The following is a 16795-nucleotide window of genomic DNA, read 5'->3' as shown; positions in this document are numbered from 1 at the left end:
TTGGTCGTGTATCGTACCGACCGTGTCGCGCAGAAACAAAGCCCCGAAGTGAACCACTTCAGGGCTTATCGCAATGACGTTTTTCGAGCAATGTCGTTCGTGCTCTAGCGTCCCAAAGAGAACGAGATTCCAATGCGGTCGTTGCCGATCGAGACGGTGCGGCCGTTGTATCCAAGAGGGCGACTCGTGCGGTATCCGCTGCGGAAACCCGTCTGCGGCGGAGGCGGCAAAGCCGGGCCGGTCGACGGGGGGACGGGCAAGTTCACGCCGGGGATTCCAACAGGGTTCAGGTCCTCGTCAAGGTGGTGAATGGTATCTTCCAGACCTCGCATCAGGGCTTGGAGACGTCGCATGTGATAACCGTTGCCGGTAATCGGGCATTGAGTCATCCGAGCGACCACGTCCTCGGTGTGGTGAAACAAGCGATCGATTTCCGCGACGTCTTCACGCATGTGCTCGAGTTCGCAAGGGCGATGGGCGATGTCGTGAATGTGAGTTGCCAGGGTGTAAATCTCGTAGAGATCGCTGTAAGCATGTTGGAAGTGCGGTGAACGACGGAAATGATGATACACTTCGCGACAAGCCGCCGCCGATTGCGACTGCAACTGCAACGCGAGTTGATCGATATGTGGATCGACAACTTGTGCTTGAGCTGTGTTAACGCCAGAAAATGCAGTGGCAGCGAGAATCGCAAAAGTGGTGGCGATTGTCTTCATCGCAAATCTCCTCGAAGGTCTTGGCCCGCCGGAGCCGTCTTGTCATGATTGTTCGTAAGTGCGTCATTGCCTCACATTCTCTAAATGGGAGAGTGTAGCGGCAGCCCGACACTTCTTTGAAAAAAGTTCCGCCGGTGGGAACGAATAACAAAACGACACTTCCCAGGAAGATAATTCCCAATGTCAAACTGGAAACTTCGCCTGCAAAGTTTGTTGTACTATTGGCGAACTCATCTCGCGGTGTTGCTGGGTGTGCTCGCGGGAACTGCGGTCATCGGCGGTGCACTTATCGTCGGGGATTCGGTACGCGGGTCGTTGGAAACGATGAGTCGTGAACGACTCGGTGACATCGATTTTGCATTGTCGTCTTACCGCTTCTTTCGCGAAGACCTGGCAACGGAAATTGCTTCGCAGCTGGAGTTCGCGGAGCAGTTTCGAAGTCAGTCGTCTGGTACCGACTCGCCCAGCATCGCACCGGCAATTGCATTGGTTGGTGCGGTCGAGCGAGAGATTAAGACGAAGGAAGATTCGAAGAGTCAGTTTGCCCGCGCGGGTCAGGTGAATGTTTGGGGGATCGATGATCGGTTCTGGGGGCTGACCAACCACGGCGGTATGCCCAATCCGAAGGACGATGGCGTTCTGCTCAGTCAGTCATTGGCCGATCAGTTGGCCAGCACGGTGGATGGAGACGCAAAGCCGATCAAACCCGGCGATTCCATTCGGTTATGGATCGAGTTGCCGGCGTCGATACCACGCGATTCACTCCTCGGCGATCGCGAGGAACAGGCGTCGGTGGAACTGGATTTGACGGTCAGCGGGATTCTCCCGGAAGAATCGGGCGTGGGCCGGTTGGAACTGCGTCCATCACAACAGTTGCCGTTAAACGCCTTCGTGCCACTCGACACCCTGCAAGACGCATTGGGCTTGGCTGCCTACAGTGAGCGAGACACAAGACGTCGGCAAGTGATCAATCACCCGGCCCGAGTGAACGCACTGTTCACACAGGCAAGGTCGCGGTCCGTCGCCGAAGGGACGGAGGCGGTCGCCAGGGCGGAATCGCTGGATTCACTACTGAAAAAGACGCTCGATTTCGATGATCTTGGATTGCAAGTCACCGTCAATAAAGAGCATCTTTATTTGTCGTTGGAAAGCGATCAGCAAATCCTTTCCGATGCCTACGCCGACACCGGAAAAACGGTTGCGAACGAATTGGGCTGGGCAACGTCACCCGTCTTGATTTACGTCGCGAACGAGCTTGCCAATTCGGATCGAAGCCAAGTGATCTACCGCAAGCGAATTCAGAAAGACGATGGCACCTTCGAAGAGCAGGATGGCGAAGGTTACAGCATGTATACGCTCGTTGCGGGTTTGCCGTTCCCACAACCGGCTCCGTTTACCGAGTTCCCGTTTGTTGGCGAGAAACCGAATTGGCCGTTGGCTACGGACGAAATCATCCTCAACGAGTACCTCGCGGAAGATCTGAAGGTCGCTGTCGGCAATGAAATCACAATGACGTATTACATCGTCGGTTCCCATGTCGTCGACGCCGATGGCAACATTCCGGAGAAGACAAAGACATTTCGTGTTGCAGGAATCGTCGAAGCGGAAGGAGTCGCGGTCGATGGCGGCTTGGTTCCCGCTGTGAAAGGCGTAACCGACGCCCGCACGTTCGATGAAATCAAAGAGCCGTTCCCGATGAAGCGAGAACTGATCACGGAACGCGACGAGAACTTCTGGGAAATGTTCCCCGCCACGCCGAAAGCGTTTCTGTCGTTGGAGGTTGCTCAGGAGTTGTGGAACAGTCGCTACGGCCGTGAGACATCATTGAGGTTTGCTCCAAAGAAAACCGACATGCCAGCGGACTTGGAAGCCGCGAAGGAACAATTCATTGACGCGTATCTTCAAAAGTTCGATCCGACAGACGCGCAACTTACGTTCTTGCCGATCAAATATCGGAGCTTGCAAGCCGCGAGCGGCACGACGGATTTTTCCGGGCTGTTTTTCGGTTTCAGCTTTTTCCTGATCCTGTCCGCAACGATTTTGATCGGCTTGCTGTTTCGACTCGGTATCGACCAACGCGTGACGAACATTGGATTGCTGACCGCAGTTGGATACTCACCGAAACGCGTCCGAAACGAGTTTCTTGGCGAAGGATTGATCGTCGTCGGTGTTGGCGGATTGCTAGGGACGATCGCGGCTGTGGGCTATGCGGAGCTGATGGTTTACGGACTCAAAACTTGGTGGTTTGGAGCCATTGGCACGCGGTTTCTCGACGTGTATGTGCAGCCGGTCAGTTTGTTGATCGGATTTGTCATCGCGACCGGGATCGCGTTGGCGACAATTTGGTGGTCACTGAGACAACTCAAAAAGATCTCCACGCGAGAGTTGCTCGCTGGTGTCAGCGAACCCACGCAAACATCTGAGGAAACCCAAGCACACGGTAGCCGTTCCCTGCGAATCGCCATCATCGGAGCGGGAATTTCGTTACTCGTGTTGATCGCCGCCTTACTGGGGTTGGTGCCGACATCGGAAGCGTTTATGGGCATCTCGTGGCAGGTGATCGCGTTCTTTCTGGTTGGCATGTTGATGCTCACCGCGAGCATCGCCTTTCTCAACTGGTACACCGGCGGGAATCGCGGCGTGTTTGTTCGCGGTTCGGGTTGGAGCGGTTCTGGACGGCTTGGGATTCGCAATGCGTCTCGCAATCGCTCGCGTAGCAACTTAACAACCGCACTGATTGCATCGGCGACGTTTGTCATCGTTGCCATCGCGGCAGGGCATCGAAATCCTGCCTCCGAACAACCTGACAAGAACAGCGGCAACGGTGGGTTCACGTTGGTCGCAGAGACATCGACCCCAATCCTCTACGACCTGGGAACTCCCGGCGGACGCAGTGAAGTTGATCTCACCATCTCCGTCAATGACGCTGCGTTTCAGAACGACCCGGCGGAATTGGCGGCAGCCAAAGAGGAGGCAAAACGGAAGAACAACCTGCTCGATGAGATGTCCGTCATGCCGTTTCGTGTCCGACCCGGAGAGAACGCCAGTTGCTTGAACATCTATCAGACGCGGTTACCAACCATACTCGGAGTTCCGTCACGGATGATCGAACGTGGCGGATTCAAATTCATCGGTGCCGACCGTGAGAACCCTTGGACACTCCTCGAAGAGCCGGCTGAAGATGTCACCCTGACGACTCCCGATGGCAAGGAACACACAGTCCCGGCTTACCCGGTTTTCGGAGACATGAACACACTGCAGTACAGTTTACACAAGGCAGTGGGTGATCTGATTCCGGTGCCGACCGAAGGCAACCCGACGCATGCGTTGCGGATTGTCGGTATGTTCGACGGCAGCGTGTTTCAAGGCGTATTGACGATGGCGGAAACGAATTTCACGCGGCTGTATCCGGAACAGGTCGGCTACGAGTACTTCCTCGTCGACGCACCACCGGCCGAGACCGGAGAACTGCAAAATTTGTTGGAATCGCAACTGCACGACTACGGTTTCGATGCCGAACCGGTCGGCCAGCGATTGCAAAAGTTTCTCGAAGTGCAGAACACGTATCTCTCAACTTTCGAAGCACTTGGCGGGTTGGGACTGTTACTGGGGACACTCGGACTCGCGACAGTGATGCTGCGAAATGTTCTCGAACGACGCGGCGAACTGGCGTTGTTGCGAAGTGTGGGTTTTGTGAAGTCGCGAATCGCTTGGTTGGTTGTCTGTGAGAATGCGTTTCTGTTGGTATGGGGGTTGGCCTCGGGCACAATTTCAGCACTGATTGCGATGGCTCCACACCTGTCGAGTACCGGTGCCGATGTACCGTGGCTCGCGGTGGGTGTGATTCTGGTGGGCGTGTTTCTCGTCGGCTTGGCAGCCGCGTTCGTGGCAGTGATCGAAGCCGTGCGTACGCCAATCCTGGCAACATTACGGTCCGAGTAAACCTTCTGATCTGGTTCGGTGTTTCCTGTTGGTCTTTGGATTGTATTGCTAAGATTCATCGCAACGACATTGAAAAACCTGGGTGGAATGAATCCCGATGCCAGCGAATCTCACCCCTCAATATCACAAAGCCGAAGACGAATACCGACGTGCACAGTCGGCCGAGGAACGCGTTGCATGTTTACAGAACATGTTAAAGCTCATCCCGAAGCACAAGGGAACCGACCACCTGCAGGCTGACTTGAAGACACGACTCAAGGAAGCGAAGCAAGACGTTGAAACCGAAAAGAAAGCACCCAAAACCGGTCGCACGTTTCGGTTTCCTCGTCAGGGCGCGGGTCAAGTCTTGGTGTTGGGGGGGCCGAATGCCGGGAAAAGTCGAGTGCTTGCCGAACTGACGAACGCCGAACCGGAAGTCGCCAACTACCCCTACACCACGCACGAGCCCATGCCCGGCATGATGCCTTGGCAAGACGCGATGGTGCAACTGATCGACACGCCACCAACAACCGCCGACCACCTTGAACCGTACGTCTTGAATTTGGTGCGAACCGCCGACTTGGTGGTGCTGTGTCTCGATGGTTCCTCGGATGATGCACCCGACGAGACCGCAGAACTGCTGGAACAGTTTCGATCCCGCAGCACGGTGCTCGGTCGTGAGAACGGATTTGTCGATGACGATTTCGGGGTCGTGCAGGTGAAGACTCTTTTGGTCGTTACGCGTGCCGGTAGCGACGGCGTTGCGGAACGCTTGGAATACTTCCGGGAAATGGTGACAACTCCCTTTGAAATTCAAGAGGTGGAGTTCGACCAAGACGATTCGCGTGAAGCCTTGCGGAACCGAATTTTCGAGATGCTCGGAGTGATTCGCGTTTACACGAAAGCCCCAGGCAAACCCGCGGAATATAAAGACCCGTTCACGATTCCCATCGGCGGAACGGTGGAAGATCTGGCGGCGAAGGTGCACCGCGATTTGGCGGAGTCACTAAAATTCGCGAAGGTCTGGGGCGAAAGCGCTCACGATGGTCAAAGCGTTGGCCGGGATCATCAACTCGCCGATGGCGATCTCGTCGAACTTCACTCGTAGTCCCTCAGAAGATTTTTCTCGAAATGCGACAACTCGCAACGTTTGAACAATCCGATCAAGCCCAACGTTTGACCGATTATCTCTTCACCACTGGTATGCGCGTGACATTGGAACGTGACGGGGATGGCTGGGTCGTGTGGGTGATCGACGAAGACGATTTAGATCGTGCTCGCGAGGAATTGGCCGCCTTTCGGGAGAACCCGAGCGATGCCAAGTATATGGCCGCTCGGGAAGTGGCCGACGAATTACGAACCCGCGAACTCAAGGAAGCCAAAGCGGCTGCGAAACGCACCATCAATGTGCGTGATCGTTGGCAACGTTCGAGCGGCCGCCTACCGGTGACGATTGGACTCCTGATCGGCATTGCGTTTGTGACGACTGTGACCCGATCCGGTGAGGATGAAGGTGAGTTCTATCAGACACTCACCATCGCCAGTTACAAGATCGACAACTTCTACATGTACTGGGACGGACTTGCCGATATTCGGAGCGGACAAGTTTGGCGGTTGTTCACACCGATGTTCCTGCACGGATCTATCATGGGCATCCCGTTTCTGCACGCCTTGTTCAATGCATATTGGCTGTATTACTTCGGCGGGATGATTGAATACCGTCGTGGCAGTTGGCGGTTGCTATTGCTGGTGCTGTTCATGGCGGCGGTTTCGAATCTGGCCCAGTACTATTGGCACGGACCGCGTTTTGGCGGGATGTCCGGTGTGAATTACGGTTTGTTCGGGTACCTATGGATGAAGACTCGATATGCGCCGGAAACGGGACTTTATCTTCCGCACAACATCATCGTGTTTATGGTTTTTTGGTTTTTCATCTGCTTCACCGGTGCGATGGGACCCGTGGCCAATGTGGCACACGCGGGCGGGTTGGTCCTGGGGATGATCGTCGGTTACGCGCCGAAGGCTTGGCGAGACATGCAGAGGTCACTGCGGAACCGTAAGTGATTCGCCATTGTCTTTCGGACCGAGTTTCAACAGAAACGGAGCGGCGTTGTAGCTCCATTGTTCGGCGTTGGGATAACTTCCTGCGGAGGCCCCAAACGCGCTACGGAGCATATCGGTGTCGATCACGCCGGGATTGAGTGGAATCGCTGCGAGACCGTTGGGCAACTCCTGGGCCAGTGCTTTCGTGAGCCCCTCGATCGCCCACTTTGTCGCACAATATGGTGCGACTTCCGGAGACGTCGAACGTCCCCAACCGGAACTGAGATTGACGATCACACCTTGTCCACGGGCGATCATCTGCGGCACGAAACCGCGAAGCACATTCGCCACACCTTTAATGTTGATATCCACGATTTGCGAAAACTCGTCCGCGGTAATTTCCCACAAGGGGGCACTGCGATTGATAATCGCCGCATTATTGATGAGCAAATCCGGCGGGCCGTGTGAATCAAGCACCGATTGACACCAGGCTGCAACACTGGCGTCGTCGGTCACGTCGACGACTTCAAATGCATGAGGAGAGCCGAAGTGTTCTTTCAGCTCCGCCACCGCAGATTCGGAGCGACCGCACGCAACGACGGTATGCCCCGATTCCGCGAAGCGATCGACCAAATTTCGCCCCAACCCGCGCGTTGCTCCGGTGATGACGATCGTTTTTGACATCCGTAGGAACCTTTCGAGTTGGGACGTGCTTGGCGACTATTTGGCGGGAACGATTTTGTAAATCGCGTTGACGGAGGTCGTCATGTACAGTTCGCCGTCTTCGTCCATACCGAACGACATCACCGGCAACTTGGCGGCCTCAATCGGATGATTGCCGACGACCTTGTCCTGACTGGCGTTGTAGTCGAGCGCCCAAACCAAGCCGGAAACGTAGTCGGCATAGACGTATTTGCCGACCAGTTCGGGAATCTTGCTGCCGCGATAGACTTCGCCACCGGTGATCGATTTGCCAATGTCGTGATGGTATTCGAAGATCGGGTCGATGTACTTCGACGCATCCGATTTCGATTCCGGCGGGAACGGGTGAAGTCCTTCACGCACATTCCAACCATAGTTGCCGCCAGGGACAATCAGATTGATTTCTTCCCAAAGGTTCTGCCCGACGTCAGCGGCCCAGAGAGTTTTCGTTTCCGAATCGAAGGACATCCGCCAGACGTTTCGTAGACCGTAGGCGTAAATCTCCGGTCGAGCGTTCGGTTTTCCGACGAACGGGTTATCGGCGGGAATCGCATACATTTTCCCTTTGACGGTCTTGTCGACATCGATTCGCAGAATCGCACCGAGCAGCGTGTTCAAGTTTTGTCCGTTGCCTTGCGGATCGTTCGCGCTGCCGCCGTCGCCCAACGCGACGTAAAGAAATCCATCCGGCCCGAACACGATCGTACCGCCGTTGTGATTCCAGAACGGTTGTTTGACTCGCAAGATTTCCTGCGAGAATTTCGGGTCCGCTTGATTGGGGTCGTCCTTTGAAACTCGCCGACGCACGATCACCGACGTGTGCGGCTCATCGCTGGTGGTGTAATAGAGAAAGAACTCGCCGTTCTCCTTGTAATTCGGATGGAAGGCCATACCCAACAAGCCTTCTTCATTTTGCTTATCCTTGTAGACGACTTGTTCGCCGATATCGAGGAAGGTCTCCATTTCGTCGACGTCCGGCTGATTCGGGAAGACGCGGATTTGCCCTTTTTGTTCGACGACGAACAGCCGGCCAGACCCGTCGTTCGCATGCGTAACGAGAATCGGGCGGTCGAATCGCAATTGCCGGAACACACGCTCGGCTTTGGCGGGTACGGGGGACGTATCGATGTCAGCCGCAACGACGGTAGTCGTGAGACAGAGCAAAGCGAACAACGTTTTCATAAGTGGGGTTCTCTCGAGTATCAGATTCTGCAAAGACTATCTTTGGAAAAGTTCGGGCTTCAATTGGAACACGCCGCCCGCGGTTTTTCCAGGTTCGATCGTGACGGTCAGACGACCGCGATCCAGATCGATCACTTCCTCATTTTGGGTGGCTGATGTGACATATCCGCAGGACTCCTGCCAAACACGGAATGTCCATTCTCCGGCCGGCAAACCTTCGATTTTGAATCGACCATTGTCGTCGGTGACGGCCACAAAGGGGTGATCTTGCACGACGAGATATGCCGACATCCAAGCGTGGATCGGGCATGTGACTTTGATCGGCAAAGGCTCGACGTATGGCAGATTGTAGACCGTATCCGCCTTCGACTTCGGTTTGACGACCGCATTTACGGGATCGTTCACAAAGGCATTGACGAGAGCGGCGTGGGCAATCGGATCGGAGTTTTTCACCAGCAGTTTTTGCGTCGTCATCACGATCGAGATATGGGGATCGAATCGACAATTTTTGTTGTCGAGAAGCGTTGGTTCCGTGTGCTTCTTGTCGGACTTGAATCCCGGTTTCTTTCCGCTGGATTTTGTGTCCAACCATAGAATGACGTTTTTGATCCCGCCGGATTTCGAATCGACAATCAACTCGTCCGACTTCAAGTTGTGCGGCGCACAGAACTCCAAGTCCTTGTTGAGTTCCAGTTTTTCGCGATTCGGGGCCGAACCGTTGTAAGTGAATTGCCCGCTGAACGTGCCGGTGTCTTCCGCCAACAGCAGACTCGGGAGGGCGAGGAGAACAAGAGGGAAAAGTCGCAGCATTGGGGAAACTCGGTGAGGTCGAAATTGGCAATGACATTCGTCGATGGTTAAGACGTCATCCGATCGTAGCAGAACCGAATACGAATCACGAATCAACCGTATGACTTTCGACCGACGAAAAACCGGAGAGGAATTGGCATTCCCCTCCGGTCTATGAAAGTTCGATTGTAGAGTTCAGACTAGGCGTGCCGAGAGTTCGTGTCGACAAGCACGGCTCGCAGAGCCGTGGCACGCTGTTTTGATCACGTTCGGAGCTTAATACTCGCGACGTTGGCGGGAAGAAGCGATGCCCATGTTTTTGCGATATTTGGTCACCGTTCGCCGAGCGAGTTGGTACCCCTCGTCTGCGAGAGCATCAACCAACGCGTCGTCGCTGAGAGGATTTTTCTTGTCTTCGTTATCGATGATGGCTTTTAGTTTCAGGCGGATGATGTCCCAGGCGACTTCCTCACCGTCGTCTGTTTGTGTGCCACCACCGAAAAAGCGTTTGAGCGGGAACAACCCACGCGGCGTTTGAATCCACTTGTCATCAACCGCCCGCGAAACGGTTGTCACGTGGACTCCGACTTGGTCCGCGATCTGTTGCATCTTCAGCGGTTGAATCGCTTCCGGTCCCTGTTCGAGAAACGCAGATTGATAATCGACAATCGCCTGAGACACTTTTCGCAGCGTGCCGTTGCGTTGCTCAATGGACTCAATCAACCACTTCGCCGAATCGATTTTCTTCTTGATGTACTCTTTGGTTTGCTGATCGGGGTTGTTCCGCAGCATGTTGATGTACCGCTTACTAATGCGGAGTTCCGGCGTGTACTCGTCGATCAGTTTCACCGTCCAATTGCCATCTGAGTCTTGTTCGACGGACACGTCTGGCGTCACACGTTGGACCGGCTGTTCGACGAAACCGCGTCCCGGATACGGATCAACCACGTGCCGCATCTCTTCGATGGCGGTCTTGATGGTTTCCAAGTCGTAGCCGGTGCGTCGTTGGATGACGGGTAACCGGTTCTGGCTGAGATCTTCGAGGTGATCGTTAATCAGCGTGACGATGACTTCACGGTAAGGTGTTTCCGGCTGAATTTGCAGGAGCATGCACTCTTTGAGATCCCGCGCTCCGACACCGGCTGGTTCGAGGCGTTGAATCATCGCAAGGGCTTTTTCGGCAGTCTCCAAGTCGATGTTGTGCGGATAGACCTGCACGATTTCCGGCAGACTCGACTGCAACCGGCCATTGTGGTCGAGATTAGAAATGAGGAACTCACCGAAGTCCCGAACTTCCGGCTCGCAGGAAAAGAAACCGAACTGTTCGATGAGGTGATCTTGGAGCGACTGCGGGCGCGCGATCATATTGCTCATCATGTCATGTTGACGATCCATTTCATCGCCGACACGATTCGACGACACCCGGCTGCCCGCGGAAACATTGTCTTCGGGCCATTCCTGACTGATGTCGAGAAGGCGTTCGAAGTCGGCTTCGTTGTTATCGTCGGACACCATTTCCTTTTGGTCGGTGTCTTTGCCGTTGGCTTCCTCGCGAGCTCTTTCGATCTCGTGTTGCCGTTCGGAGTCGGTCGTATTTTCACGGTCCTTGGTGCGGGCTTCCAGGCACACGTTTTCTTCGAGTTCCTGGTCGATCCGTTCTTGCAACGCGATGACGGGAAGTTGCAGAATCTCCATCGACTGGATCATCCGCGGAGCCAACTTCATTTGTTGGCTCATTTTTTGATATTGACCGACATTCAGTTGCATGGTGAATCCATGTCAAAATCCAGGTGGTGCCAGTTCGAAACCGCCCTGCTTCGATGTAGCACGAAACTGATTGTTGTTGAAAGATCGAAATTCAGTCCTCGGGTCACAACTCTTGAGAGTCCGAGTTCAATCACTGACTCTAAAACCCTTGCCGACCACGTAATGCGTCGGCCAGCATTTCTTTATTCGCAAATTCCAACACACTGCCAGAAGCAATGCCTCGGGCGAGTCGTGTCATGCTTACGCCATCGTCGGCGAGTAAATTGGAAATGTAGAGTGCCGTTCCATCCCCTTCTAATGTCGGGTTGGTCGCCATCACCAATTCTCGAATACCATCCTGGCGAATTCGTCGCACTAAAGCGGCGATGGTCAGGTCTTCTGGACCAACGCCTTCAAGCGGCGAGATTCGTCCGCCGAGCACGTGATACAATCCGTGATAAGCCCCGGTCGATTCCAAAGCTACCACGTCTTTCGAGTGTTCCACGACACAGACAACGTCGCGATCTCGCTTCGGATCTTGGCAGATCCGACAGGTTTCCGCTTCTGTTAAGTTAAAACACACTGCACAAGGATGCACAGAATTTTTGACCCGAAGGACCGCTTCTGCGAGTCCTCGGGCTTCCTCGCCGGTACAACCCAAAATGTAATGGGTAAGCCGTTCCGCCGACTTACGACCGATGCCCGGAAGGCGAGCGAACTGGTCGATCAACTCACCGACAGCAGGGCCAAACGGATGTGCGGAACTTTCCATAATGGACTGACCGATTCCTAACTCAGTAAATTTCGATTGCGGGAAAACGCCTTACTCGTCTTCGTCGATTGGACCGCCGGGCGGCGTCGATGTGGGACCGAGGCCGAATTTGCCCATCATGTCCTGCATACCAGGAATATCCATGTTGGCAGTCAGCCCCTGCATCATTTCTGCGGCCTTCTCACGTGACTTCTCCAACGCTTGATTCGTGGCAGCGAGCATCAAGTCTTCGAGCATTTCCGCATCGGGTGTTTCGAGCAACGTCGGGTCGATTTTGACGTTCAGAACTCGTTGTTGACCGTCTGCCGACACGGTGACCATGCCGCCACCGGAAACGCCTTCCACGCGGACTTCCTTGAGCTGCTCCTGCACTTCTGCCGCCTTGCTCTGCATCTGCTGAGCTTGCCGCATGATTTCGGGAGCTTGCTTCATCAGCGAAGCGATATCACCGAGCTTTCCAAACATGACCGGTCACCTTCTTTTGTGATGACGAATCGGTCAGTCGGATGACTCCTCCGATTCGTCACTGTTGGACTCATCGAGACCGTCTGCGTCGGTTTGTCCCTCTTCGTAGGAACTTGGGACCGCTGCGACTTCCACGGCCTTCAAAGTCTGTACATTCAAAACTTTGGCATTAAAAACATTCAGAAGGTCGCGAACAAACGGAATTGACTCGACGTCTTCAACCACCTTGCGGGGCCGACTTTCGGTCGTAATGGGCTTTGGCTGAGGAGTCATCGACTCCTCAGGAGCCCGAATTCGCACCGTCACCGATTGACCCACCAAACGGCATGCCAATCGTTGAATTTCGTCAAGATTCTTTTCACAATACCTTCGACTAAAATCATAGCTTGTATCGAAGGCTAATTCCAGACCGTTTGGCTCAAAAATTGCTATTGTTGCAGTTCTGAGGTGGCTTTGGAATCTAACGTCTGACGATTCAATAAGTTGTGTCAATATGTTGGCTTCAGAACCTTTTTTGATATTGACAGAGGGCCGTTCCTGTCTCGGCGAATCTGGAATTTTTTCTGGGCCGGGGTCAGTTTCTAGCTTTTTTTTTTCGACAACGTTGCTAGGCGAAGGCGCTGAATTTGCAGTCGGGCGGTTCTGTTCTGTAGCGTGCGATTCCATCCGGCGTGGCGGAGGAATTTGGTCGTTGCGTTCGTCTTTCGTTTGAATCGCCTGCAACATCGCGTCGATCGATCGCAGGTCTTCCAGGAGAGTGATCCGAATAAGTGCCAACTCTGCCAGGACTCGCCCATAACTGACGCGGTTCATCTGAGTCCGGGCTTCGGAGAGAATCTGCAAAGCCGCGATGACCGTGGGAAGCCCCCATGTCTCCGCTTGAGCACTCAATGTTTCGCGATGTGTTTCGCTAACACTCAACAGGGTTGCTGACTGGGCTCCTGAAGCAGCGAGCATGACGTCGCGAAGATATCGCAGCAACTGATCGGTCAATTCCGTAAGTTGCACGCCGCTCGCAAGTGCTGAGTCGAACAGCCGAACGACCGTGGGACGGTCGCGAGAAACCAAGGCGTCGACCAACTCAATCAACCGGTCGTCCGTGGCCGTACCGAGAAGTTGATGAATATCGTCAGCGGTGATCGTATCTTCCGCAAACGCCAGGACTTGATCGAACAGCGATTGACTGTCTCGCATCGATCCCCCGGCCCGTCGCGCGACCAGTTCGAGTGCCTCGGGCGTGACTTCGTAACCTTCAGCCGTGGCGATTTCGGCTAGGCGTTCTACGATGTTTTGCGTTTCGATCGACGCGAAATCAAAGCGTTGGCAGCGGGAAAGAATCGTGTCCAGCAGTTTTTCCGGCTCGGTGGTACAGAAGACAAACTTCACGCCGGGCGGTGGTTCTTCGAGGGTTTTCAGCAATGCATTGAACGCATCGGTCGTCAACATGTGAACTTCGTCGATGATGTAAACCTTGTAGCGGCTTCGCATCGATTTGACGTTCACGTTCGCTCGCAACTGGCGGATATCATCGATCCCGCGGTTGGAGGCTCCGTCGATTTCCAGCACATCGACATCGTTCCCGGCTGAAATCGCCTGGCAAATGTCGCATTCGTTGCAAGGGACGGCATCGACGACGTTCGGGCAGTTCAGGGCCTTGGCGAGAATCCTCGCCATTGATGTCTTCCCGACACCGCGAGCACCAGTGAAGAGATATGCATGGGCGACACGCTCGTGTCGGATCGCGTTCTGCAGAGCCCGTGCGACGTGCTGTTGGCCGATAACCGCATCGAACGTCTGCGGCCGAAACCGCCGAGCAAGCACGGTGTAATGCGGCGAAGTGGAATCCATCGGTTCTCCAGCGATCGGACGGTCACGGACGGCAATCGAACCAGTTACGATAGCAAATCACCGACCGTAGTGCCAAAGAGTCTCTGATGCCGAACACGAATTGCCGGCGGCGCAAAGAAAAAGAGCGGGACGCCACCTTCGCATGGACCTGGACAACAATGCTTATGGCTGCTCCCTTTCGGGCCTGACCAGGTTCACACGCGCCCACCCCAATTAAAGGTGGCGTCTCGCTCTTTATGCAGAGTCGAAGAACACCGAGGCGAATTATGACAGGATGTGGCCTCCGGTCAAGGGCCAGCCGAACTTTTCGTCAGGGCAAAGTCGCATCCATCTATGAGAATCGTTTCATTTGGACGATTCGCTTCTGCCCGAACCAAGGCCCTATTCTTTCCAGTTTCTTCGTTTGAAAATCGGCGATGTCTATTTCCTCGTGACCTATGTTCATAACGAGACTCAAGATGGTTCGCCGTCGATCCGCTCGATTTTCAGGCGTTCTTGAGTCAGCCCTCCTAATTGACAACATTCTGTCCGTCTATTGTACCGCTTGCCTGCCAAGAGAGATCTTATGAACGGAATGATTTCGACCCTGAGCGAAAACGCCAATAACTTGGATTTCGAGACCGATTACGATGGCCTCTTCGATGACCAAGCTCAAGGTTCTGAGACCGAACACAAGCATGCGGTCTGGCCGGAGTTGACAGAGATGGGTCAGGAAATGTTGGCGGTCCTCAACGGCTTGTACGCCATGGGTTCTGACGATCCGACTCACTTCGCCTCTGCCGGGGTTTGATTGCTCGACGCAGTCGGCTCGTTGTAGAGTGGAATTGTTGTCGCCGCGAACGCCGGGATTGCCAGTACCGCACCAATGACCGGTGCGGTGAGGTAGATCCAAAGCGACTGCAAGTTGCCACTAACCACCGCAGGGGCAAACGAGCGTACGGGGTTCATGGACGCTCCGCAGATCGGCCCGGCGAACATCGCTTCCAAGGCCACCACGCTGCCGATGGCAACGCCAGCCATGATCCCCTGCTCTTTCGAGCCACTTGAGACTCGTAGAACAACGTACATCAGCAGGAACGTCAGCACGACTTCAAACACAAACGATTGCCACCACGGCCCCGCCGGCAATGTTCCGCCGAGCGATGTTTGGAGTGGAAACAGAAGTCGTAAAAGTCCGCTCGCTGCTAAGCCGCCAACGCACTGGCTAAGCAAATATGGCAACACCTGGGAAACAGGGAATCGACCGGCGACCGCAAACGCAATGGTGACCGCCGGATTGATATGCGCACCGGAAACGTCACCGATGGCGTAAATCACAGACATGACGATCAACCCGAACGTCAATGCAATTCCGGGATGTGTCACCGGCTGCCCGTCGGTCGCCTGATTGACGATAATCGCGCCAGTTCCAGCGAAAATCAGGGCGAATGTGCCGATCACTTCCGCGACATACTTCCGTTGATTGATCGTCATTATCGAGCTGCTCATCCGCGGTCATGGGTCAAGGAAAGTGCCCATGACTGTAACGGATTGACCAGGCAACGGAAAGAATCGGCAGTACGTTTGGTCGCTATACTGGAACGATCGCTATTCTAGGAATTAAGCCGCCGCTCGACGCCGTTCCCGTCCTTTGGCAACACCCCGACCGCCCCCGTTCGAGTAGAACTCGACGATGGCCCGTCCGGTGCGGGTTTGCATGGTCTCGCGAAGTAAGTCCAGCGCGTTTTGTGCGTTCGAGATCGATCGATACACGATCCGAAACGCCGCTTTGACTTCGGCTCGTTCCTCGGCTGTGAATCCGTTGCGACGCAGTCCCACACTGTTCACACCGACAACGTGGCCATCTCGGTCGGTCATGAAGAATGGCGGAATGTCTTGCACGACTTTCGCGAGTCCGCTGACCATCACCATCTCACCGATCCGCACAAATTGGTGCACAGCTGCATTGCCGCTGATGATCGTCTTCGATCCGACCGTCACGTGTCCGCCGAGCAGCGAACCGCTCACGAGTGTCACGTCGTCGTCGAGCACGCAGTTGTGCCCGACATGGGAATTCGTCATCAACAGACATCGGTCGCCGACACTGGTGATTGACCCAGCGGCGGTTCCTCGGTGAATGGTGACACCTTCCCGAATAATCGTGTCGGCTCCGATTCGGCAGAAACTCTCGCCGCCTTCGAATGCCCGGTCTTGCGGGAAGTCGCCAATGCTCGTGTTGGCGTGAATGGTACAATTGGCACCGATGGTGGTCGATCCCGTGATGTAAGCAAACGGGCCGATCTTGCAACCAGACTCAATCGCGACTGGTCCCTCGATGACGGTATACGGGCCAATAATCGCGGTAGGGTCGATAACGGCTTGTGGGTCGACAACGGCGGTTGGGTGAATCGGCATCTTGCCTCCCAAGGTTCTTTGATGTTCATTGTTCAGCGCAATCGCAAACCCCAATCGATTCCATTCCAATTGGGATTGCCGTCTGACCGTTCGAAGTCGGTTGGCCGCGATACGGCGGCAAACTTACGAATCGGGGTCGACCTTGCGGATCAATCGCGGCAAATCATTATTCAATCCTGCCACCCATGTCAATCGCAGATTGACCCTTCGGACAGTC

General features: G+C 54.7%; 14 protein-coding genes and 1 other RNA gene. 4 read left to right on the top strand and 11 right to left on the bottom strand.

Going from position 1 to position 16795, the window contains the following annotated elements:
* Positions 1 to 104: 104 nt before the first annotated feature.
* A complete protein-coding gene (locus tag AC5DDB_RS06685; RefSeq protein ID WP_491738917.1) occupies positions 105 to 716 on the bottom strand; it encodes a hypothetical protein in 612 nt (203 codons plus the stop codon).
* A 180-nt stretch (positions 717 to 896) separates the two neighbouring features.
* On the opposite strand from AC5DDB_RS06685, the gene AC5DDB_RS06680 reads away from it, so the two are divergent.
* From AC5DDB_RS06680 to AC5DDB_RS06670, 3 genes are all read left to right on the top strand, one after another.
* On the top strand, positions 897 to 4658 hold the full coding sequence (locus AC5DDB_RS06680; RefSeq protein WP_491738916.1) for an ABC transporter permease: 3762 nt from the start codon (positions 897 to 899) through the stop codon (positions 4656 to 4658).
* 97 nt (positions 4659 to 4755) lie between these two features.
* A complete protein-coding gene (locus AC5DDB_RS06675; RefSeq protein WP_491738915.1) occupies positions 4756 to 5745 on the top strand; it encodes a GTPase in 990 nt (329 codons plus the stop codon).
* 23 nt (positions 5746 to 5768) lie between these two features.
* Positions 5769 to 6701: a rhomboid family intramembrane serine protease gene (locus AC5DDB_RS06670; protein WP_491738914.1), complete on the top strand. Its 933-nt coding sequence runs from the start codon at positions 5769 to 5771 to the stop codon at positions 6699 to 6701.
* On the opposite strand, the gene AC5DDB_RS06665 is transcribed toward AC5DDB_RS06670, so the two are convergent.
* From AC5DDB_RS06665 to ffs, 8 genes are all read right to left on the bottom strand, one after another.
* Entirely contained in the window at positions 6681 to 7364 is a 684-nt protein-coding gene (locus tag AC5DDB_RS06665) for an SDR family oxidoreductase (RefSeq protein ID WP_491738913.1), read from the bottom strand. The two genes, AC5DDB_RS06670 and AC5DDB_RS06665, sit on opposite strands and share 21 nt — an antisense overlap.
* A 36-nt stretch (positions 7365 to 7400) precedes the next feature.
* Entirely contained in the window at positions 7401 to 8564 is a 1164-nt protein-coding gene (locus tag AC5DDB_RS06660) for a PQQ-dependent sugar dehydrogenase (RefSeq protein ID WP_491738912.1), read from the bottom strand.
* 36 nt (positions 8565 to 8600) lie between these two features.
* Positions 8601 to 9374 (bottom strand): carboxypeptidase regulatory-like domain-containing protein, encoded by a 774-nt coding sequence (locus AC5DDB_RS06655; protein WP_491738911.1) that lies wholly within the window; start codon positions 9372 to 9374, stop codon positions 8601 to 8603.
* A 255-nt stretch (positions 9375 to 9629) separates the two neighbouring features.
* Positions 9630 to 11120, bottom strand: a complete 1491-nt coding sequence (gene rpoN, locus AC5DDB_RS06650; protein ID WP_491738910.1) for an RNA polymerase factor sigma-54 — start codon at positions 11118 to 11120, stop codon at positions 9630 to 9632.
* Positions 11121 to 11259: 139 nt separating this feature from the next.
* Positions 11260 to 11871, bottom strand: a complete 612-nt coding sequence (recR, locus tag AC5DDB_RS06645) for a recombination mediator RecR (RefSeq protein WP_491738909.1) — start codon at positions 11869 to 11871, stop codon at positions 11260 to 11262.
* A gap of 51 nt (positions 11872 to 11922) precedes the next feature.
* On the bottom strand, positions 11923 to 12336 hold the full coding sequence (locus AC5DDB_RS06640) for a YbaB/EbfC family nucleoid-associated protein (protein WP_491738908.1): 414 nt from the start codon (positions 12334 to 12336) through the stop codon (positions 11923 to 11925).
* 33 nt (positions 12337 to 12369) lie between these two features.
* Entirely contained in the window at positions 12370 to 14184 is a 1815-nt protein-coding gene (dnaX, locus tag AC5DDB_RS06635) for a DNA polymerase III subunit gamma/tau (RefSeq protein ID WP_491738907.1), read from the bottom strand.
* Between the two features lie 129 nt (positions 14185 to 14313).
* Positions 14314 to 14407, bottom strand: an RNA gene (ffs, locus tag AC5DDB_RS06630) — signal recognition particle sRNA small type.
* A 342-nt stretch (positions 14408 to 14749) separates the two neighbouring features.
* Between ffs and AC5DDB_RS06625 the strand changes: the two genes are divergently transcribed.
* Positions 14750 to 14974, top strand: a complete 225-nt coding sequence (locus AC5DDB_RS06625; RefSeq protein WP_491738906.1) for a hypothetical protein — start codon at positions 14750 to 14752, stop codon at positions 14972 to 14974.
* Here AC5DDB_RS06625 and AC5DDB_RS06620 read toward each other — a convergent pair.
* Positions 14950 to 15672 carry an MIP/aquaporin family protein gene (locus AC5DDB_RS06620; RefSeq protein ID WP_491738905.1) on the bottom strand — a complete coding sequence of 241 codons (723 nt, stop codon included), beginning with the start codon at positions 15670 to 15672 and terminating at the stop codon, positions 14950 to 14952. The two genes, AC5DDB_RS06625 and AC5DDB_RS06620, sit on opposite strands and share 25 nt — an antisense overlap.
* Positions 15673 to 15783: 111 nt before the next feature.
* Positions 15784 to 16578, bottom strand: a complete 795-nt coding sequence (lpxA, locus tag AC5DDB_RS06615; protein ID WP_491738904.1) for an acyl-ACP--UDP-N-acetylglucosamine O-acyltransferase — start codon at positions 16576 to 16578, stop codon at positions 15784 to 15786.
* Positions 16579 to 16795: the final 217 nt, after the last annotated feature.

Source organism: Thalassoroseus sp. (assembly GCF_984380535.1).
The sequence above is the reverse complement of the archived record's forward strand: the minus strand, read 5'-3'. Positions and strand labels throughout refer to the sequence as shown.